The 19,821-nt window shown below is 65.4% G+C and carries 21 protein-coding genes; 9 read left to right on the top strand and 12 right to left on the bottom strand.

The annotated features are described in order from the left end of the window. Positions 1-62: 62 nt before the first annotated feature. Positions 63-776, bottom strand: coding sequence for a COQ9 family protein (locus AC0IPL_RS12860; RefSeq protein WP_474274917.1), 714 nt, complete (start codon positions 774-776; stop codon positions 63-65). 117 nt (positions 777-893) lie between these two features. Between AC0IPL_RS12860 and rpsU the strand changes: the two genes are divergently transcribed. Both rpsU and AC0IPL_RS12850 read left to right on the top strand, forming a co-directional pair. Continuing rightward, a complete protein-coding gene (rpsU, locus tag AC0IPL_RS12855) occupies positions 894-1,100 on the top strand; it encodes a 30S ribosomal protein S21 (RefSeq protein ID WP_005614280.1) in 207 nt (68 codons plus the stop codon). An 865-nt stretch (positions 1,101-1,965) separates the two neighbouring features. Continuing rightward, positions 1,966-3,087 carry a CAP domain-containing protein gene (locus tag AC0IPL_RS12850; protein WP_474274916.1) on the top strand — a complete coding sequence of 374 codons (1,122 nt, stop codon included), beginning with the start codon at positions 1,966-1,968 and terminating at the stop codon, positions 3,085-3,087. Positions 3,088-3,158: 71 nt separating this feature from the next. On the opposite strand, the gene ppk2 is transcribed toward AC0IPL_RS12850, so the two are convergent. Then, positions 3,159-4,076: a polyphosphate kinase 2 gene (gene ppk2 / locus AC0IPL_RS12845; RefSeq protein ID WP_474274915.1), complete on the bottom strand. Its 918-nt coding sequence runs from the start codon at positions 4,074-4,076 to the stop codon at positions 3,159-3,161. Positions 4,077-4,283: 207 nt separating this feature from the next. Further along, positions 4,284-4,742 carry an Lrp/AsnC family transcriptional regulator gene (locus AC0IPL_RS12840; RefSeq protein WP_222454736.1) on the bottom strand — a complete coding sequence of 153 codons (459 nt, stop codon included), beginning with the start codon at positions 4,740-4,742 and terminating at the stop codon, positions 4,284-4,286. Between the two features lie 136 nt (positions 4,743-4,878). Between AC0IPL_RS12840 and ald the strand changes: the two genes are divergently transcribed. The 3 genes from ald to AC0IPL_RS12825 all read left to right on the top strand — a co-directional run bounded on the left by ald (position 4,879) and on the right by AC0IPL_RS12825 (position 7,186). Next, on the top strand, positions 4,879-5,997 hold the full coding sequence (ald, locus tag AC0IPL_RS12835) for an alanine dehydrogenase (RefSeq protein ID WP_474274914.1): 1,119 nt from the start codon (positions 4,879-4,881) through the stop codon (positions 5,995-5,997). 161 nt (positions 5,998-6,158) lie between these two features. Further along, entirely contained in the window at positions 6,159-6,428 is a 270-nt protein-coding gene (locus tag AC0IPL_RS12830; protein WP_474274913.1) for a hypothetical protein, read from the top strand. 2 nt (positions 6,429-6,430) lie between these two features. Next, entirely contained in the window at positions 6,431-7,186 is a 756-nt protein-coding gene (locus AC0IPL_RS12825) for a sulfite exporter TauE/SafE family protein (RefSeq protein ID WP_474274912.1), read from the top strand. A gap of 5 nt (positions 7,187-7,191) precedes the next feature. Here AC0IPL_RS12825 and AC0IPL_RS12820 read toward each other — a convergent pair whose 3' ends face one another. After that, positions 7,192-8,088, bottom strand: coding sequence for a LysR family transcriptional regulator (locus AC0IPL_RS12820; RefSeq protein ID WP_474274911.1), 897 nt, complete (start codon positions 8,086-8,088; stop codon positions 7,192-7,194). A gap of 85 nt (positions 8,089-8,173) precedes the next feature. Between AC0IPL_RS12820 and AC0IPL_RS12815 the strand changes: the two genes are divergently transcribed. From AC0IPL_RS12815 to AC0IPL_RS12805, 3 genes are all read left to right on the top strand, one after another. After that, positions 8,174-9,349 carry a CaiB/BaiF CoA transferase family protein gene (locus AC0IPL_RS12815; protein ID WP_474274910.1) on the top strand — a complete coding sequence of 392 codons (1,176 nt, stop codon included), beginning with the start codon at positions 8,174-8,176 and terminating at the stop codon, positions 9,347-9,349. Then, the gene (locus tag AC0IPL_RS12810; RefSeq protein WP_474274909.1) at positions 9,346-10,482 is read left to right on the top strand and encodes an acyl-CoA dehydrogenase family protein; all 1,137 of its coding nucleotides are present in this window, start codon (positions 9,346-9,348) and stop codon (positions 10,480-10,482) included. The genes AC0IPL_RS12815 and AC0IPL_RS12810 overlap by 4 nt, the downstream gene beginning before the upstream one ends. A 289-nt stretch (positions 10,483-10,771) precedes the next feature. Further along, positions 10,772-11,578, top strand: a complete 807-nt coding sequence (locus tag AC0IPL_RS12805; RefSeq protein WP_474274908.1) for a mechanosensitive ion channel family protein — start codon at positions 10,772-10,774, stop codon at positions 11,576-11,578. Between the two features lie 111 nt (positions 11,579-11,689). On the opposite strand, the gene AC0IPL_RS12800 is transcribed toward AC0IPL_RS12805, so the two are convergent. The 4 genes from AC0IPL_RS12800 to AC0IPL_RS12785 form a co-directional block, all read right to left on the bottom strand. Next, complete coding sequence (locus tag AC0IPL_RS12800; RefSeq protein WP_474274907.1) at positions 11,690-12,238, bottom strand: hypothetical protein; 549 nt, start codon at positions 12,236-12,238, stop codon at positions 11,690-11,692. Between the two features lie 147 nt (positions 12,239-12,385). Beyond that, the gene (locus AC0IPL_RS12795; RefSeq protein WP_474274906.1) at positions 12,386-12,922 is read right to left on the bottom strand and encodes a GNAT family N-acetyltransferase; all 537 of its coding nucleotides are present in this window, start codon (positions 12,920-12,922) and stop codon (positions 12,386-12,388) included. Next, a complete protein-coding gene (locus AC0IPL_RS12790; RefSeq protein WP_474274905.1) occupies positions 12,919-13,368 on the bottom strand; it encodes a YtoQ family protein in 450 nt (149 codons plus the stop codon). The genes AC0IPL_RS12795 and AC0IPL_RS12790 overlap by 4 nt, the downstream gene beginning before the upstream one ends. Before the next feature lie 174 nt (positions 13,369-13,542). Continuing rightward, the gene (locus tag AC0IPL_RS12785; RefSeq protein ID WP_474274904.1) at positions 13,543-14,178 is read right to left on the bottom strand and encodes a class I SAM-dependent methyltransferase; all 636 of its coding nucleotides are present in this window, start codon (positions 14,176-14,178) and stop codon (positions 13,543-13,545) included. 85 nt (positions 14,179-14,263) lie between these two features. On the opposite strand from AC0IPL_RS12785, the gene AC0IPL_RS12780 reads away from it, so the two are divergent. Further along, positions 14,264-15,142 (top strand): LysR family transcriptional regulator, encoded by an 879-nt coding sequence (locus tag AC0IPL_RS12780; RefSeq protein WP_474274903.1) that lies wholly within the window; start codon positions 14,264-14,266, stop codon positions 15,140-15,142. An 81-nt stretch (positions 15,143-15,223) separates the two neighbouring features. Here the strand turns inward: AC0IPL_RS12780 and pheT are convergent, their stop codons facing one another. From pheT to AC0IPL_RS12760, 4 genes are all read right to left on the bottom strand, one after another. Then, positions 15,224-17,620, bottom strand: coding sequence for a phenylalanine--tRNA ligase subunit beta (gene pheT / locus AC0IPL_RS12775; RefSeq protein WP_474274902.1), 2,397 nt, complete (start codon positions 17,618-17,620; stop codon positions 15,224-15,226). A gap of 4 nt (positions 17,621-17,624) precedes the next feature. Continuing rightward, positions 17,625-17,903: a YrhK family protein gene (locus AC0IPL_RS12770; RefSeq protein ID WP_474274901.1), complete on the bottom strand. Its 279-nt coding sequence runs from the start codon at positions 17,901-17,903 to the stop codon at positions 17,625-17,627. 17 nt (positions 17,904-17,920) lie between these two features. Then, on the bottom strand, positions 17,921-18,994 hold the full coding sequence (pheS, locus tag AC0IPL_RS12765) for a phenylalanine--tRNA ligase subunit alpha (RefSeq protein ID WP_474274900.1): 1,074 nt from the start codon (positions 18,992-18,994) through the stop codon (positions 17,921-17,923). A 118-nt stretch (positions 18,995-19,112) separates the two neighbouring features. Continuing rightward, positions 19,113-19,817 carry a MauE/DoxX family redox-associated membrane protein gene (locus tag AC0IPL_RS12760; protein ID WP_474275051.1) on the bottom strand — a complete coding sequence of 235 codons (705 nt, stop codon included), beginning with the start codon at positions 19,815-19,817 and terminating at the stop codon, positions 19,113-19,115. Positions 19,818-19,821 lie beyond the last annotated feature (4 nt).

Raw genomic sequence — 19,821 nt, 5'->3', positions numbered from 1 at the left:
CTTGCCCCTGCCTAGCATTCGGTCTGGTGCCCGCCTATCGCAAAAGGCGGGCGCCCGCCGCCTTAGCGCCGCGGGGTGACCGAGCCCGGCAGATCGTCCTGACCCTTGGGCGGCTTGATCTGCTCGGCCAGCCAGTTCGGCCCGGCCAGCAGCGGCTTCAGCAGCGGGTTCTTCTGCAACCCGGCCTTCAGCTTTTCGAAATCCATCACGTTTTCGATCCGCCGTTCCAGGAAATCCCAGGTGGCTTGGTGCCCCGGGCTGTCATCGCCCAGCCAGTACAGCACCGTGGCGGAATAGACCCCCGCCAGGGACGCGCGCTTGGTGTACCAGTTCAGATCGTCCGAACCGTCACCCAGCGTCTCCCAGATCAGATCGCAGGTGCCCCAGATCGCCTTCACCCCGTCAGCGGCGTATTGCGGCAGCGTCAGCAGGGTGGTGCCACGGCGCACCGCCTCCTTGTCGCTGGCGACCTCCAGCCGGAAGCGCACCGCCGCGATCACCTTGTCGCGAAAGCGCAAGGCAGACAGATCCGCCGCCGCCAGCCGAGCCAGCATCTGCGAATCGCCCCGCGCGTGATAGGCCAGCGCCAGATCCACCCCGCCACGCGGACAGACCGCATGCGCCAGGACCTCCGGCACGGCCGCGTCCCGACAGGCCGCGCGAAAGGTCGCCTCGGACCAGCCGTCGAACGGCACATGCAACAAGGCTGCATCCAACAGCTTTTCCTTGATGTCCTCTTGCGCGTGATCTTCTGCGTGATCGTGGTCCCGGCTCATGTCACCCTCCCGCTGGCAGCGTCCTGATACCGTACTAGACAATCTGAAGGCACTTTGCTATACGGCGGCTTCCTGCAATTCCTTGCAACTCAAACTTAGAAAGGTGGTGAAAACCACATGCAGGTTAGTGTTCGCGACAACAACGTCGATCAGGCGCTTCGTGCCCTGAAGAAGAAGCTCCAGCGCGAGGGCGTTTTCCGTGAAATGAAGCTCAAGCAGCATTTCGAGAAACCGTCCGAGAAAAAAGCGCGTGAGAAAGCTGAAGCGATCCGTCGTGCCCGTAAACTGGCACGCAAGAAAGCCCAGCGCGAAGGTCTGCTCTAAGCACGCCTCGCTCTCCAGCTTTGGACAGCACTAGGCAGGCCCTCGGGTCAGCCACTTCAAAACCAGATGACCCCCGCGGCCCCGCCTCGGGGGTTTGTCTTTTTAGACAGGATCTTGCGCAGACCGGGCGGCAGGATCCGTCGCCCTCATTGGGCTGAAGCATGCCCCGTTTGGCGCACGGCCTTCGGCTGATCCTGCCCCTAACGATGGCGTCGCTTCGCAGGTAAAGCGTGAAAAATACAACAAACTCATCTTTAAGGTGTATTGTTCCCTAAGGTTCTGCTAAAAAGGATGTACGGCAGGGCCAGCTTGATGCGTTTCCCTACTCACGGCCCCGCCTGCCGGGACTGGAACACCCGGCTCGACGACCCCGGATCTGGCGCCCCCCCCACCGAATATCGCGCCAGCCTTGCCCCTGCACGCAAGGCCATGCCGGTCTCGGGTCTTGAAATACCGGGTGCCAGCTCCCCCCCCAAGCTGGCACCCGGCTGTCCGTACGCCTTTGGCCGCGCTGGTCGCCATAAACGCTCGACGTTAGCCCCACTGCCCCAGGTAAACTTCCGACCAGGCCCGCCGTTGTCCTGCTGCGATACCCGGCACCGCACGTCCGCAAGCCACCGCAGACGCCGCTGCTGCGGGTTGGCTGCAATCCGCCCGGCATCGGCAGCGGCGCGCCGCAAACACCCGCCCCACCCGCGACCGTGCGGATGGCGCGCGGGTTTCCGCGTATCCCGCCGACCGCTTCGGGCAGAGGCCCGCCACTATTAACCCTGTCACGGTCGCGCCCTTTTCACGCCTTAAAATTCCGTTAACCGATGGGGCCACTGCCGCTCAGACGGCCCCATTTTTCTCGGAGCAGGACCTGATGTCACAGGCAAGCGAACTCGAGCGTCAGATGCTCGACCTTATCAACGGCGAACGTGCGGCGCACGGGCTGGACCCGGTGCAGCTGGAGCTGCGCCTGAACGAATCGGCCGAAGATCACAGCACCTGGATGCTGCAGCAGGATGTCTTTTCCCACAGCGGCGCAGGCGGCTCCAGCGCCGGCGACCGCATGGAAGATGCGGGCTTTCAGTTCTCAGGCGGCTGGACCTGGGCGGAAAACATCGCCTGGCAAAGCTCCCGCGGCGCCCCCGGCCTGGCCGACGACGTGGTCGACCTGCACGAATCCCTGATGAACAGCCCCGGCCACCGCGCCAATATCCTGAAATCCAATGTCGAGCTCATCGGCATCGGGATCGAACAGGGCAACTTCAATGGCTGGGACGCCGTCATGGTGACCCAGAACTTCGCCAAAACCAGCGCCGCGGTCGCTCTGGATACCGGCAACACAGGTGGCAGCGCAGGTGGCAATACAGGTGGCACCACGGGCGCTGATCCGGTCGGCATCGCGACCGCTGGCGACGACAATCTTTCCCTGGACAGCGCCGGCAGTCTTGAAGGCCTGGCCGGCAATGACACCCTCAGCGGCAGCACCGGCAGCGACAGCCTCAGCGGCGGCAGCGGCCGCGACCAGCTGAACGGCCTGAGCGGCAACGATGCGCTCAGCGGCGGCGGCGGCAATGACACCATCAGCGGCCATCAGGGCGGCGATGATTTGCAAGGCAGCCGCGGCTTCGACCGCATCTGGGGCGGCGGCGGTCAGGATTCGCTGGAAGGCGGTCGCGGCAATGACAGGCTGTGGGGCGGCAAGGGCCGCGACACGCTGGACGGTGGCTCCGGCAATGACAAGCTCAAGGGCGGTGATGGCGCCGACCTCTTCGTCTTTGGCCAAGGCGACGACACCGTGAAAGATTTCGACACCGGTGCCACCAGCGAGCGCATCGACCTGGGCGCGGCCGACGGGATCTCCAGCTATGGCGATCTGATCGCCAACCACGTCAGCCAAAGCAGCGCCGGGCTGCGCATCACCGATGCCGACGGCGACACGCTGCTGCTCGCGGGACTCACCGAGCAGGAACTACAGGCAGACGACTTCTTGTTCTGATCCGTACCGGGGACCAGACCGGGAACGGGCGCGCCGCACTGGCGCGCCCGTTTTTCGTTCCACCCCTTGCGTCAGTAGATCTTGGGCACGTACAGCTCATCCGGCAGCACGCGGCGCTCATAATCCGGGTTGTATTCGCGGTCCGGCAGATCGACCTTCTCGCTTGGCACCTCTTCATAGGGGATCTTGGTCAGCAGATGCTCGATGCAGTTCAGCCGCTCGCGCTTCTTGTCGTTGCCCTCGACGATGAACCAGGGCGCCTCGGGGATGTTGGTGCGCGCGAACATCTCCTCCTTGGCCTTGGTGTACTGCTCCCAGCGGATCCGGCTCTCCAGATCCATCGGCGACAGCTTCCACTGTTTCATCGGATCGTGAATGCGCATCATGAAGCGCAGCTGCTGCTCTTCGTCGGTGATCGAGAACCAGTATTTCAGCAGAATGATGCCTGACCGCGCCAGCATCCGTTCAAATTCGGGAACGTCCTGAAAGAACTGTTCCACCTGATCGCCGCTGGCAAAGCCCATCACCCGCTCCACCCCGGCGCGGTTGTACCAGGAGCGGTCGAACAGCACGATCTCCCCCGCGGCCGGCAGATGCGGCACATAGCGCTGGAAGTACCACTGGCTCTGCTCGCGGCGGCTGGGCGCGGGCAGCGCCACCACGCGGGCGACCCGCGGATCCAGCCGCTGGGTGATCCGCTTGATGACGCCGCCCTTGCCCGCCGCGTCGCGGCCTTCGAACAGAATGCAGACCTTGGCCCCGGTGTGCTGCACCCAGTCCTGCACCTTGATCAGCTCTGCCTGCAACCGCAGCAGGTTGCGGAAATAGACCCGCCGGTCCAGCATCTCCGGGTGCTGCTCGCGGTAGATCTTTCGGATCTCCTGGCTCAGCATCGGCTCGGCGAACTCGATCTCGATGTCCTCGTCCAGCGTGTCCTGCAGCTCCGCCTCCAGCCAGTCCAGGGCAGCGGTCTCAAATTCGCGGGTCACGGGCAGGATCCTTCCTTGTCAGGTCATACAGACACCGCCCATAGGGGCGGCATGTAACGGCTTGATGTCACCGAACGGGACATCCTTGTGTCTTGCCGCGCTTGGCGCAAGGCTCCACGGTGGTTCGGCCGTATCCAGTTCACCAAGGACAGCGGAAATACCCGCCGGGTTCAAGCGCAAAAGCCGCCCGCCCCGGCGCCCGACACCTCAGACCGGCAGCGCCGTGGTCTTGAACACGGTGCGCAGGGCGAAGCTGGACTGCATCTGCGCAACCCCGGGCAGCCGCGACAGGTGCTGGCGGTGGATGCGGGCAAAGTCGTCGGTGTTTTCCGCCACCACCTTCAGGATGTAATCGGCGGTGCCCGCCATCAGGTGGCATTCCAGCACATCCGGCGTCAGCGCCACCGCCTTCTCAAAAGCGTCCAGCAGCTCGTCCGCCTGCCCCGACAGGGTGATCTCGACAAAGACCGTGGTCGGCACATTCATCTTGCGCGCATCCAGCAGGGCAACATACTCACGGATATAGCCCTCCGCCTCCAGCCGCTGCACCCGCCGATGGCAGGCTGAAGCCGACAGGTTTACCCGCTCCGACAGGTCCGCATTGGAAATGCGCCCCTGCTTCTGTAGAACCGAAAGTATGCGACGATCTGTTTCGTCTAACGCCATTTCGCGAAGATCCTTGCTGCCGTGAACCGGTATACGCGAAGATTCTTCGAATGACATGTTTTTATTGTGCTCAAAAAAGTAGCACATTTTGCGTCATCTGCGGCAAAATGCCCCCATAGACACTGGAGGAGTTCCCATGAAAATCGGCTGCCCAACCGAGATCAAACCGCAGGAGTTTCGCGTCGGCATGACCCCGGACGCCGCTCGCGAAGCTGTGCACAACGGCCATGAGGTCGTGATTCAGAAAGGCGCCGGCCTCGGTGCCGGCTTCACCGACGAGGACTACGCCGCTGCCGGGGCGGTGATCATCGACACCGCCGAGGAGATCTTTGCCACCGCTGACATGATCGTCAAGGTCAAGGAACCCCAGGCGGTTGAGCGCAAGATGCTGCGTCAGGGCCAGCTGCTGTTCACCTATCTGCACCTGGCGCCGGACCCGGAACAGACCAAGGACCTGCTGGAGTCGGGCTGCACCGCGATTGCCTATGAAACCGTCACCGACGACCGCGGTGGGCTGCCGCTGCTGGCGCCGATGTCGGAGGTGGCCGGTCGTCTGGCGCCGCAGGTCGGCGCCTGGACCCTGCAAAAGGCCAACGGCGGCCGCGGCGTGCTGATGGGCGGCGTGCCCGGCGTGGCCCCGGCCAAGGTGGTGGTGATCGGCGGCGGCGTCGTCGGCACCCACGCGGCCAAGATCGCCGCGGGCATGGGCGCGGATGTCACCGTGCTGGACCGCTCGCTGAACCGGCTGAAGTACCTGGATGACGTCTTTGGCGGCACCTTCAAGAACCAGTACTCCACCGCCGGCGCCACGGCTGAGCTGGTGCGCGAGGCCGATATGGTGATTGGCGCGGTGCTGATCCCCGGCGCGGCCGCACCGAAACTGGTCTCCCGCGCGCAACTGTCCGAGATGAAGCCGGGCGCAGTGCTGGTAGACGTGGCGATCGACCAGGGTGGCTGTTTCGAGACCTCCCGCGCCACCACCCACGCCGAGCCGATCTACGAGGTCGACGGCATCATGCACTACTGTGTGGCCAACATGCCGGGCGCCGTGGCGCGCACCTCCACGCAGGCGCTGGGGAATGCCACCCTGCCGTTCCTGCTGAACCTGGCCAACAAGGGCTGGCGCCAGGCCTGCGAGGACGATCCGCATCTGCTGAATGGTCTGAACGTGCATGCCGGTCAGCTGACCTACTACGCCGTGGGCGAGGCACTGGGGATCGACGTTCTGTCGCCCAAGCTGGCGCTGAAACAGTAACCCCGCCTCCGTATCAGCCGCGCCGGTCTGACCCGGCGTCGCTGGCCCCGCCGCATCGGCGGGGCCTTTTCGTTTCGCGACGCCGTGAAAAATCAGACCAATTTGCAGACCTTTCGGCATCCGGGCAAACAGACTGCGACCCTACCTTGAAGGACCCCGTCATGGCCCGGTGCCCCCAGGATTCTCCGCTTGAAAACTCTGCGTCGGCAGCCGCTGGCGCGACCACGTCACCCCAGGCCCCGTTGACTGCGCCGGTGCCGCCCGCGCCCGCTGCCCGGACCGGCAAGGAAACCGCAACCCGGATCCTGCGCGATCTTGAGGCCGCCCGCACGGCCCGGCGTGCATTGGAACGCGCCACCACCCAGGCCCTGCAACACCCTCCTGCCACGGCGAATCAGGACCGCCCGGACCACCCCCCCAAGGTCTCCTGACAATGTCGCCGTTCGATGTGTGTCTTCTGGCCGTGGCTGGCACGGCGGCGGGTCTGCTCAACGCGGTGGCGGGGGGCGGGACTTTTCTCAGCCTGCCGGCCCTGATCCATGTCGGCATCCCGCCAGTCAGCGCCAACGCCACTGCCACCTTGACCGCCCTGCCGGGCTACCTCAGCAGCGCCTGGGGCTTTCGCAAGGACATGCAGTCCGAGGGCGCGCTGTCGCTCAGGTCCATCGCCATGGCCGGGGCGGTCGGCAGCCTGCTGGGGGCCATGCTGCTGATCGTGACCCCGGCAGAGACCTTTTTGTGGGTGGTGCCCTGGCTGCTGCTGCTGGCGACGCTGATGTTCGCCTTCGGCCCCCGTTTGCTGCGGCTGGCCCGTGATCGTGGCGCAGGCGACGCCGGTGTTGGCGTCTCGACCGCGGCGATCACGGCGGTGTCGGTCTATGGCGGGTACTTCAACGGGGGCCTCGGCATCATGCTACTGGCCGCCTTCGGCTTCCTCGGCTACGTCAACCTGCACGGCATGAACGGGCTCAAGAACCTGCTGTCCGCGGTGGTGTCGCTGGCCTCTGCGGTGATGTTCATCGCCGCCGGGCTGATCGCCTGGGAGCAGGCGCTGGTGATGGCCGTCAGCGCGGCCTTGGGTGGCTACGTCGGCGCCCGGTTCAGCCGCCGCATCCGCCGCACCGATCTGCTCCGCCATTTTGTCACCGCCATCGGCCTGGTGATGACACTGCTGTTTCTGCTGGGCTGACGCACCTAGCCCCGCGGCGCAAAAAACGCCGTGGCAAAGGCCGAGAAGGCGCGCACCACCGGACGCTTCAGCGCATCCCCCCGCTGCGCCAGCGCGATCTGATGCCGCGGCGGCTGCCCGGCCAGTGGCACCCGCACCACCGCGCCGCCATCATAGCAGCGCCCCTCCGGCAGATCCGTCGCCAGCAAACCAACTCCAAAGCCGTTCGCCACCATCGACCGCAGCATCTCGATCGAGCCGGTCTCATGCGCCACCCGCACCGGATAGCGGGCGTTTTGCAGCAACGACAGGAAATAGCCGCGACTGTGCGGCAGGTTCATCAGGATCACCGGCTCCTTCGCCAGCTCTTCGGCGCGGACGCGGCCCTGCTCCGCCAGCCGGTGCCCCGCCGGCAGCAGCGCATAAGGCTCCGCGGCCATCAGCGGGGTGATGGCAAAATCTGACGGAACGCCAAAATCATACATCAGTGCCAAGTCGATGCGCCCCTCGCTGAGCCAGTCGAACAGCGTCTGCAAATCTCCCTCCAGAATGCGCAGCTCGGCATCCGGATGCGCCGCGGTGAACCGGCGCACCAGCTGCGGCGCATAGCGCGGCCCGAGGGTGGAAAACACGCCCAGGTTCAGGAACTCAGGCGTGCCCTCACCGCCGCTCAGCACCCAGCGTGCCTGCCGGTCCAACGCGCGCAGCTGCGCCGTCTTGTGCTGGCCAAAGGGCGTCAGCTCCATGCCACGGCCGGGCAGGCGCACGAACAGCTTCTGGCCAAACACCTCCTCGCAGCGGGCAATCGCCAGCGACACCGAAGGTTGCGAGGTGTTCAGCGCCCGGCTCGCCGCCGCAGTGCTGCCGTGGTCGGCCACGGCCAGCAGAATCTCCATCTGGCGAAAGCTCAACGGTATATCCAAGATTGAATACCCTTTATATCATCCCAGTATTTCCAGATATACCCAAACCCCGGCTAACCTACATCAGACAATTGATGGGGGTTTCATGTTCGACACTGACGGCACCACCGACCGCCGCCCGCTGGAGGGGGTTCGGGTTCTGGATTTTTCCCGCGTTCTGGCCGGGCCTTACTGCACCGCGATGATGGCCGACCTCGGCGCAGAGGTGATCAAGGTAGAGCCGCCCGCGGGCGATGATTATCGCCACATCGGCCCGTTCAAGGATGGCGAAAGCCTGCTGTTCCAGTCGGTGAACCGCGGCAAGAAATCCATCGTGCTGGATCTGAAATCCGCCGAGGGCGCAGCGGCGGCGCGGGCACTGGCGGCGGACTGCGACGTGCTGGTGGAAAACTTCCGCCCGGGCGTGATGGCGCGCTTTGGCCTCGACGCCGAGACTCTCTGTGCCGCCTGCCCGCAACTGGTCTATGTGTCGGTCTCCGGCTTTGGCCAGACCGGCCCGAACCGGATGCTGCCGGCCTATGACATCATCATCCAGGCCATGAGCGGCCTGATGGAGATGACCGGCGCGCCGGACGGCCCGCCGATGATGGCAGGCGATGCCTTCGCGGATGTGGCGGGCGGCATGTTTGCCGCCTTCGGCGCAATGGTGGCGCTGTTCGACCGCAGCCGCAGCGGCCGCGGACGGCACGTGGATCTGGCGCTTTTTGACGCGCTGGTGTCCATGATGCCGGTGGCCGCCTGCCGCGCCTTGATGGCGGAGGAGACGCCGCAGCGCAGCGGCAGCAAACACCCATTGTCGGCCCCCTTCGGCAGCTATGCCGCCGCGGACGGCGGCTTTACCGTTGCGGTGTTGAACGACCGGCTGTTTGCCCGCTTCGCGGAGGCCATCGGCGCGCCCGCGCTGGCACAGGACGCCCGCTTTGCCAGCGATGCGCTGCGACGTCAGCACGAACCGGCACTGGCGCAAGCCATCGAAACCTGGGCCGCCCGCCACAGCGCGCAGGAGGCGGTGGCAATTTTGTCCGCGGCGGGCATCCCGGCGGCGCCCCTGTGTTCCGTGCCCCAGGCCTGGGCCTCGCCACAGGCGCAGGCCCGCGGGCTGGCCTCCCCCGTGATCCACCCCGCATTGGGAGAGCTGAGCGTGCCGGAACAGCCCGTCCACTTCAGCGGCGCGACGCGCGGCCAGCGGCACCCGGCCCCTGCCTTGGGCGCCCATACGCAGGACATCCTGCACCATTTACAACAAGGAGACACCAAATGAACGGCGATCTGAACAGCGAAGAACAGGCCGTCATCGATCAGATCGAACGGGTCTCCACCGCGGTTCTGGCCCCCGCCGCTGCCCCCATCGACGCAAAGGCGCAGTTCGCCACCTGCCACCTGCCCACACTGGCAGAGATGGGCATCATGGGCATGAACCTTCCCGAAACCTATGGCGGCATCGGCCTGTCAGGCACCGCGCTCTACTGCGCGGTTGAGGCTATTGCCGGCGCCTGCGGCTCCACCGCCTCGATGCTCACGGCGCATTTCCTGGCCACGGATTCGCTGCTTCTGGGTGCGGACGAGGCGCTGAAACGCCGCCTGCTGCCCGCCGCGGCCGTCGGCGAAGCTTTGGGGGCCTTTGCCCTGACAGAGCCGATGGCCGGCTCCAACCCCGCTGATATGCGCAGCACCGCGACCCGCGATGGCGGTGGCTACCGGCTGAAGGGGTCGAAATGCTTTATCTCAAACGCAGGCGGCGCTGATTTCATTGTGGTTTACGCCAAGACCGACGCCAATGCAGGCGCGCGCGGGGTCAGTGCCTTTGTAGTGGAACCGAGCCAAACCGACGGCGTCGAGATCGGCAAACACGAAGAGACGATGGGCCTGCGCGGCGGCCATGTGTTCCCGGTCAGCTTCGACTGTTTCGTGCCGGCTGAAAACCGGTTGGGCGAGGAAGGCACGGGCTTTCGCACCGCGATGAAGGTGCTGGACAACGGCCGCATCGAAGTGGCGGCGCAGGCCACCGGCATCGCCCGCGCGGCGCTGGATGCGGCAATCTCCTACGCCCGAGAGCGTGAGGTCGGCGGTCAGCCGATCGGCAATTTTCAGGGGTTGCAATGGATGCTCGCCGACAGCGCCACCGATCTGGCGGCCGCGCGGGCGCTGGGGCTTCAGGCCGCCCGCAAACGCGGCACCGGCGCGCGGTATTCCTCGGACTCGGCCTTTGCCAAGCTCTACGCCAGCGAGGCCGCCTGGCGCATTGCCGACAGGGCGCTGCAAATTCACGGCGGCTACGGCTACACCCGCGATTTCCCGCTGGAACGCTACCTGCGCGACCTGCGCATCTTCCGCATCTACGAGGGATCGTCGGAAATCCAGCGCACCATCATCGCCCGCGACCTGTTGAAGTGACACCCGCCCCGCCGGACCGCCGCCCATGCGGCAGGTGCCAACCGGAGGACTGACGGTTGTGGTGGCGATCTTGCCCGCGTGTTCCGACAGCTCAGCATCCCTTTGGGCGGCTGGGCCGGGCAGGATCGCCTGCGGCGCATAAGGCGCCAGCACCCTGGCCGACATGTTCTGCCGCGCCGCCACCTGTGGTTGAGGTGCCGGACGAGAATCTTTCCCCGCTGGGCGCTCTTGCCACGGCTGATGGTTTCCGAAACATTCGCCGCAGACAAAATCATTCAGGACAGTGAATATGGAACAGATGATGGTACAGGCGGGCGCCTATTGGCCGCTGGTGGTCAGCGGCGTGAAGGCGCTTGTGGTGCTGATCCTTGGCTGGATTGCCACCGGCTGGATCAGCAGCGCCGTGCGCAACCGGATCAACAAGACCCCGCAGATCGACCCGACGCTGGGCAATTTCGCCGCCAGCGCGGTCCGCTGGGTGCTGCTGGCGATCGTACTGGTCGCGGTGCTGGGCATCTTCGGCATCGAGGCCACCAGCCTGGTCGCCATGCTGGGCGCCGCCACCCTGGCCATCGGCCTGGCGCTGCAAGGCACGCTCAGCGATCTGGCGGCAGGCTTCATGCTGATCCTGTTTCGCCCCTACCGCATCGGCCAATATGTCGACATCGGCGGCACCTCCGGCACGGTCAAGGATCTCAACCTCTTTGTGACGGAGCTGGCCACCCCCGACAACGTGCAGATCATCGTGCCCAACGGCCAGGCCTGGGGGTCGATCATCACCAACTATTCGCATCACCCCACCCGGCGCGTCGACATGGTGTTCGGCATCGACTATGGCGACAACGCCGAGGAGGCCAAGGCGATCATCCTCGAACAGGCCAACGCCGACCCGCGCGTGTTGCAGGATCCGGCGCCCTGGGTGCGGGTCACCAACCTGAACGACAGCTCGGTGGACCTGTCCACCCGCGTCTGGTGCAAGGCCGAGGACTACTGGGAACTGAAGTTCGCACTCACCCAAGGGGTGAAAGAAGCCTTCGACACCAAGGGCATCTCGATCCCCTACCCGCACAGCGTGGAAATCAAGAAAGCGGGCTGAACCCGCCCTGCCTGTCAAAGTGCCTGTGCCGCCAGCCGTGGCGCGGGCGCCAAACCCTTTGTGGACGCACCGGCCTCCGGGTCCTTGGACGCGCCGCTGCTCGGACCTGCCTCAGTCGCGCCCCTGGGTCTCTGCCACGCGGCTGCGGGCCGCCGCAAGACGGGCGCGCTCGGCGCGGGCGCGGTCGTGCATCCGGCGGGTGGTTTCCGGCTCAGCCGGGGGGCTGCCCGCCAAAACCCGATAGCCGTCCAGATCGTGAAAGGCCCACTGCGCGGCGATCAGCTGGTATTTCTTCGCCTCCCAGCCACTGTCGTCGCGCGCGAACCGCAGCCGCCAGGTGCCGCGGATCTGCACCTCCAGCCGCAGCTTGCGCAGCGCAGCCATCGCCTGATGCCCGGTGTCGGCATGGCGCAGGCCATGGGTCCGCAGCTGTTTCATCCGGTCAATCAGGGACACCGCATCGCGGCTGCGACGACCGGCAAACACCACCTCAATCTCAGTGCCGGGCGCGACAATCCCGGCAACCACCAGATCCTTGCGGTTGTTGCGGGAAAACACCGGCACCAAGTCCACCGCGACATCGCGGACTTCCCGTTTAAACAGACCGCTATCTTCGATCAGCGGGGTGATCTGCCAGGCAGGTCTTCGGCGATTTGTCATGCGCGCATTTCCGGCACCCTGCTGCCGCAGGCACCATACCAGGTTAAAAGCCTCATCAAGATCAAATATTTACCGCGCCCGGCTTAACGAAGGGTTGCTGCGAGGTATTGCTGGGCGCACGCAACGCCGCGACCACCGCCGTGGGTCCTAACGCGGCACCTTGCGCGCCATCACCAAGGCCGCGCCTGCCTTGTATCGCGCCTCGCCGCGCACCACGTACCCTAGCCGCCGCGCCACCTTCTGCGAGACCGCGTGGGCGGGGTCAAAGATGCAGACGGTTTCCGCCCAGTCCGTGTCCTGGTCTGCCCAGCGGTGGATCCGCGCCACGGCCTCGGTGGCGATGCCCTGGCCGTGCACCGCGGGCGACAGCACCCAGCCGGCCTCCGGCACGCCGTTCAGACCGGGCTGCATGTCGCGCCGGAAATCGGCAAAGCCCACCTCGCCCACGAACTGCCCGCTGCCGCGCAACGTCACCGCCCAATAGCCAAAACCCAGCGCCTGCCAATGGCCGATGTAGCGCAGCAACCGGGCCCAGCTTTCCTCGGGCGTGGCGGGCGTGCCGGAGATGTGGCGCACCACCTCCGGGTCGGCCCAAAGCTTTGCCACGGCGTCAAAATCCTGCGCCACATGCGGGCGCAGGACCAACCGTTCGGTAGTTAGAACCGGTGCTCCGGCTGGGCTCATGCAGGCAGTTTTCCGGTCAGCACATAGGTGAGGATTTCCACCACCTGACGCGGCTCCTGTGCCACCGCCAAAGCCGCGGCGTGCACCTCTTTCAGGGCGTGCTGATGCTCCGGCGGGCTGAGCACGATGATCGACTTGCCCAGCGCCGCCGCATAGCCCGCATCAAAGGCAGCGTTCCACTGTTTGTATTTTTCGCCGAAGCGCACCACCACCACATCGGCATCCTCAATGCCCTTGCGGGTGCGGATCGCGTTGATCTTGGCGCCCTTGTGGTCGTGCCAGTACTTGCTGTCCTCGGCGCCAAGAACCGCAACGCCGCAATCGTCGCTGGCGTCATGATCGGTGACCGGCGCGGCAAAGCTGACCTCCAGCCCCTTGGCGCCTTCGACGATCTGCTCGCGCCAATCGGTGTGAATCTCGCCCGAAAGATAGACGTTCAATGCCATGGTTCGTTCCTTTCCGCAGCGCCCAGCGGGAGCGGGGCGACGCCCGTCATACCCGCGCAGGCCGCTGCCCTGCCCACATCCTGTTGTCGTGCCCCCCTGGCCCACGTCAAAGCGCAGGCGGGCGGCCAGGCCGCAGTATCCCCCAAGGCGCGGAGCGCGTCCACCACCTGTGCGTCAAAGCCGCCGCGCCACAAGGTAGCGGCCGGGGGTGTCCGCCGGATAGTTTCCAGTCTCGATGATCTCGAACCCGGCCCGCTGCACCGCTGCCTCCAGCGCCCGCACATCCAGAAAATCCACATGGCTGGGGGCCTTGCCGACCAGCCGCATCAGCGGGATCGCGACCCTGTACATCCAATAGGTTGGGGTGCCCCGCCGCTCTCCCAGACAGGGCGTCTTGGAGATGAACAGCCCGCCCTCGGGCAGCCGCGTCGCCACCGCCGCCAGCACCGCGTGACAATCGGGCAGCAGGTGCAGCAGGTTGAAGGCCATCACCGCGTCAAACGGCCCCTGCGGCGCATCCAGCACGTCGCAGCGGTGGAATTCCACGTTGTCAGCCGCCGCGTTCCAGGCGCGCTCCTGCCCCACCTTCAGCATCTCCTGCGACAGGTCGGTGGCGGTGATTTGCCCCGCAGTGCGCGCCAGCTCAATCGCGGTGGACCCGGTGCCGCAGCCCAGCTCCAGCACGTGATCGCTGTCCCTGAGGTAGCTGCGCGTCCGCTCCAGCGTATAACGGTAGGCCTCCATGTCCCGGATTTTGGACTGGGCGTATTTCGGGGCAATTCTGTCCCAGAAGCGGGCATCAGCTGTCATGGCGTGTCTCCTTGTTGGGGCAGCTTAGCCATGCAGGAACCGCAGAAAAATTGCCGAAATTCGCAAGGTCGTTATACGTATCTGCATGGACAACCCGGACTGGAACCACATCCGCGCCTTTCTGGCCACGGCAGAGACCGGCTCGCTTTCGGCGGCGGCGCGGCAGCTGGGGTTGACCCAACCCACCCTGTCGCGCCAGGTCGCCGCGCTGGAGGCAGAGCTGGGCGTGCTGCTGTTTGAGCGGCTCGGCCGCAGCCTGGCGCTGACCGACGCCGGGCAGGAGCTGCTCTGCCACAGCCGCAAGATGGGCGCCGCGGCGGAGGCGCTGACCCTGACCGCCACCGGACAGGCGCAGGCCATCGAGGGCACGGTGCGGATCACGGCCAGCGACGTGGTCTCGGCCCATCTGCTGCCGCCCGTGTTGCACCAGCTGCGCCAACGCGCACCGCGGCTGACCATCGACGTGGTGGCTGCCAACGACGTCCGCGACCTGATGCGCCGCGAGGCAGACATCGCCATCCGCCATGTCCGCCCCGACCAGCCAGAGCTGATCGCCCGACTGGTACAGGAGGCCAGCGCCCGTTTCTACGCCGCGCCCAGTTATCTCGCGCGGCGCGGTCGGCCTGCGACGGTCGCGGATCTTTCCGCGCATGATTTTGTCGGCTTTGCCGATGTGGACCGCTCGATCGCCTTCATGGCGCCGCTGGGCATTCACCTGACGGCCGACAATTTCCCGATCAAATCGACGAGCGGTCTGGTCTCTTGGGAACTGGTCCGGCAGGGCTTCGGCATCAGCCCGATGATGGACGCTGTGGCGACTGCCACCGGCGGGGTGGAGCGGGTGCTGCCGGACATGGCGCCGATCCTCTTTCCGGTCTGGTTGACCACACACCGCGAACTGCACACAAGCCGCCGGATCCGTCTGGTGTTTGACCTTCTGGCCGAATTCTTCGCTGAACGCTGATAAAGAAAGGGCAGCGCCCCGGCGGGGAGCGCTGCCCAAACATTTTCAGCAAAGGTCCTGGGTCTGCGGATCAGCCCGGCCTCACCCGCGCAGGGTGCCGCCGGTGGCCTTTGTCACCTTGGTGATGATCTTTTCGCTCACCGCCTCGATGTCCTTTTCCTTCAGCGTCTTGTCGTTGGGTTGCAGGCGCACGGTGATGGCCAGGGACTTCTTGCCCTCGCCCAGGGAGCCACCGATAAATTCGTCAAAGACGCGCACGTCTTCGATCAGCGCCTTGTCGGCACCGGCAGCGGCATTGACCAGCGTCAGCGCCTCGACATCCGCATCAACAACAAAGGCAAAGTCACGCTCGACCGCTTGCAGATCGCTGATGTCCAGCGCCGGGCGGCTGGCACCGGATTTGCGCGGCATCGGCACCTCGTCCGGCCAGATGGTAAAGGCCACCGCGGCGCCCTTGATACCCATTTCCTTCAGCACCTTGGGGTGCAGCTCGCCGAAGATGCCCAGCACCTTCTTGGGGCCAAGGCAGATCTTGCCGTGACGGCCCGGATGCCACCAGCTGTCAGCGCCGCGCAGGATCTGCACCTTGGCAGGCGCGCCGATGGCGGCCAGCACCGCTTCGATGTCGGCCTTGGCGTCATAGACATCCACCGCGCGCGACGCCCCGTGCACGTCCTTGGGACCGGTGCGCCCAACCAGCAGGCCGGAGATCAGGTTGTGCTGCTCGCCCGGCTCGCCCCCGTGGAACGCCGGCCCCACCTCGAACAGCGCCAGATCCATGATGCCGCGTGCCTGGTTGCGGGCGGCTGCCTGCAACAGCCCGGGCAGCAACGCCGGACGCATATGCGACATCTCCGACGAGATCGGGTTGGCCAGCATCGTCGCATCCTCACCGCCGCCAAACAGCGCGGCCGAGGCCTGGTCGATGAAGGTGTAGCTCACCACCTCGTTGTAGCCGAGGCTGGCACAGGTGCGGCGCGCCATCTGCTGGCGGCGCTGCTGCGGGGTCATCACCGGCTTGGGAATGCCATCGGTCAGCCGCGGCAGCGGCTTGCCCTTCAACTTGGTCAGCGAGGCGATCCGCGCGACCTCCTCGACCAGGTCGGCCTCGCCCTGCACGTCGGGACGCCAGCTCGGCACATGGGCCAGGTTGCCCTCGAGGCGGAAGCCGAGACGGGTCAGCGTCTGGCGCTGGTCGCTTTCAGGAATGTCCATCCCCACCAGCGACTGCACCCGGCCCGCGTCCAGCTTGTAGGCGCGCGAATGGTCCGGCACATCGCCCGCAATCACCATCTCCGACGGCTCACCGCCACACAGATCCAGGATCATCTGGGTGGCGCGGTGCAGACCTTCGATGGTGTATTCCGGATCGACGCCGCGTTCGAAACGGTAACGCGCGTCCGAGTTGATCTTGAGCGCGCGACCGGTGGTGGCGATCTGCACGTGATCCCAGAAGGCGCTTTCAAGGAAGACATCCACGGTCTCCTCGGTGCAGCCAGTGGCTTCGCCGCCCATGATGCCGCCGATGCTCTCGGGGCCGTTTGCGTCCGAGATCACCATCTGGCCCGCGCCGAAGGTGTACTCCTTCTCGTCCAGCGCCTTCAGCACCTCGCCGCCCTCTGCGCGGTGGACGCGCAGGTCACCCTGCACCTTGGCCGCATCAAACACATGCAGCGGGCGGTTCTGGTCGAAGGTGAAGAAGTTGGTGATGTCCACCAGCGCCGAGATCGGGCGCAGGCCGATCGCCGTCAGCCGGTCCTGCAACCATTGCGGGCTGGGGCCGTTTTTCACACCGCGGATCAGGCGGCCGACAAACAGCGGGCAGCCGTCCAGCGTGTCTTCGTCGATGGTGACCTTGATCGGGCTGGCAAACCCGCCCTGGATCGACTCATAGCTGGTGGTTTTCAACGTCCCCAGACCGCGCGCTGCCAGGTCGCGGGCAATGCCGTAGACCCCCAGCGCGTCGGGGCGGTTGGGGGTGATGGCGATCTCGATCACCGGATCGACCTTGGCGGGGTCGTTTTCGGCCAGCCAGTCGACAAATTTGTCTCCGACACTGCCCGAGGGCAGTTCGATGATGCCGTCGTGTTCCTCCGACAGCTCCAACTCGCGTTCAGAGGCCATCATGCCGTAGCTTTCAACACCGCGGATCTTGCCGACGCCGATGGTGATGTCGAGCCCCGGCACATACATGCCCGGCTTGCAGACCACCACGGTGATGCCCTCGCGCGCATTGGGGGCGCCGCAGATGATCTGCATCTCGCCCTCGTCGGTGTCCACCTTGCAGACGCGCAGCTTGTCGGCGTCCGGGTGTTTTTCGGCATGTTTCACATAGCCAAGGGTAAAATCCTTGAGCCGCTCGGCCGGGTTCACGACCTCTTCGACCTCAAGGCCGAGATCGGTCAGGGCTTCGGTGATTTCCTCGACGCTCGCGTCGGTGTCGAGGTGGTCTTTCAGCCAGGAAAGCGTGAATTTCATGTGTCTAGTCCTTGAACCTCTGGGCCAGATCCTGGTCGTCCCCCATTGCCGCCAGCCGCAGATCCCGCACCAGGCGGAGGGTCGGCTTGGCAGCAAACAGAATGGAGCCGAACAGGAACAGCCAGGTGCCTGCCGTTTTTAGGCTTTCGTCGAAAAAGAAGACCGAACCGATGACAAAGCACAAAGCTGCGGCGAAATCGATGATCGTATAGACGATCTCGTAGGCCGCGTATCTGCGCCGCTTGGCGGCAGAGCCGCTTTGATGGTCCTGGTCAAATAGCATCGATCACTCCCGGCAGATCACCTGCTGAGACCGCCATGCAGCGCCGGCACGTCCAGGCTGCGGAAGCCGTAGTGACGCAGCCAGCGCAGGTCGCTGTCAAAGAAGGCCCGCAGGTCGGGGATGCCGTATTTCAGCATCGCCAGACGGTCGATGCCGATGCCAAAAGCAAAGCCCTGATAGACATCCGGGTCAATGCCGCCCGCGGCGATCACCTTGGGGTGCACCATGCCGGAGCCGAGGATCTCCATCCAGTCGTCGCCCTCGCCGATCTTCAATGCGCCATCCTTCCAGGAACAGCGGATGTCGACCTCGGCGGACGGCTCGGTGAAGGGGAAGTGCGAGGCGCGGAAGCGCAGTTCGACGTCGTCCACCTCGAAGAAGGATTTGACGAACTCCTCCAGCACCCACTTGAGGTTCGCCATCGAAATGTCCTTGTCCAGCGCGAGGCCTTCGACCTGGTGGAACATCGGCGTGTGGGTCTGGTCGTAATCGGCCCGATAGACGCCGCCGGGGCAAATGATGCGCAGGGGCGCGCCCATTTTCTCCATCGCGCGGATCTGCACCGGGCTGGTGTGGGTGCGCAGCACATGCGGCGGGCGGTTGTCGCCTGCGGCGCGGTGCATGTAGAAAGTGTCCATCTCGGCCCGCGCGGGGTGGTGGCCGGGGATGTTCAACGCGTCGAAGTTGTACCAGTCGGTGTCGATCCGCGGCCCTTCGGCGACAGAGAAGCCCAGCTCGGCAAAGATCGCCGTGATCTCTTCCTGGACCTGGCTGATCGGGTGCAGGCTGCCCTGGCGGCTGGGGCGCGTCGGCAGGGTGACGTCCAGCCACTCGGTGCGCAGGCGCGCGTCCAGTGCGGAATCTTCCAGCGCCGCCTTCTTGGCCGCGAGTGCCGAGTTGATCTCATCCTTCAGCGCGTTCAGGGCCGGGCCCGCGACCTGGCGTTCCTCGGGCGTCATCTTGCCCAGTTCGCGCATCTTCAGCGCCACTTCGCCCTTCTTGCCAACGGCGGCAAGGCGGATCGCCTCCAGCGCCGCTTCGTCGGCGGCCTCTGCAATCTGACCCAGGTATTTGGCTTTAAGATCGTCCATCACGGCCCCTCGAATTCTGCTTGTGCCCTGCTACCACAAGGGCCGGTGAAAGCAAGAGGTGCGCGGGGGAAGCCGGCGCATGTGTCACCATGCTGCGCCGGGTGGACGCGGCCACACGTCAGCTCAGCAGCATCCAGGCGCCCATCGCGGCCATCATCAGGTTTTCGCTGAGGGAGACGAAGCCCAGCGGCACCTGGCTGCTGCCGCCCATGCAGGCGCATGTCAGCTCGCGCTTGTCGACGTAGACGGCCTTCAGGACCGACACCGCGCCGATGGTGCCGATGACCAGCGCCAGCGGCGCGGCCAGCCAGATCAGCACACCCGCCAGCATCAACAGCCCCGCAAGGCCCTCGGCAAAGGGGTAGACATAGGCATAGGGCACAAAGCGGCGCGCCAGCAGGTCATAGTTCAGGAACATAGTGGAGAAACTCTCCACGTCGCGCAGCTTTTGCAGCGCCAGCAAACACATCGAAATCGCGACGAACCACATCAGGCTGCGCCCTGCGGCCAGCGCGCCAAAGGCAGCCCATTGCGCCGCCAGCGCAATCCCCAGCGCCATGACAAACAGCGCGATGACCGGCGTGTAGGTCGTGTCCCCGTCGGCCCGCAGCGGCAGGCCGAAATGGGCGCGCAGGGCCTCATAGCCGCCGATCCGTTCGTCGCCGATGTAGGTTTGCGGTGTGGTTTCGACCGCCGCCTCCTGCATGAAACGATCCACTTCGTCGCGGCTGGTCAGCAGGTGATCCTCGACCTTGTAGCCCCGCCAGCGCAGCAAAGCTTTGGATTTCAGGCCGTAGGGGCACAGATGCCCCGGCATTTTCATTCGG

The organism is Leisingera sp. SA32 (assembly GCF_056033425.1).
The sequence above is the reverse complement of the archived record's forward strand: the minus strand, read 5'-3'. Positions and strand labels throughout refer to the sequence as shown.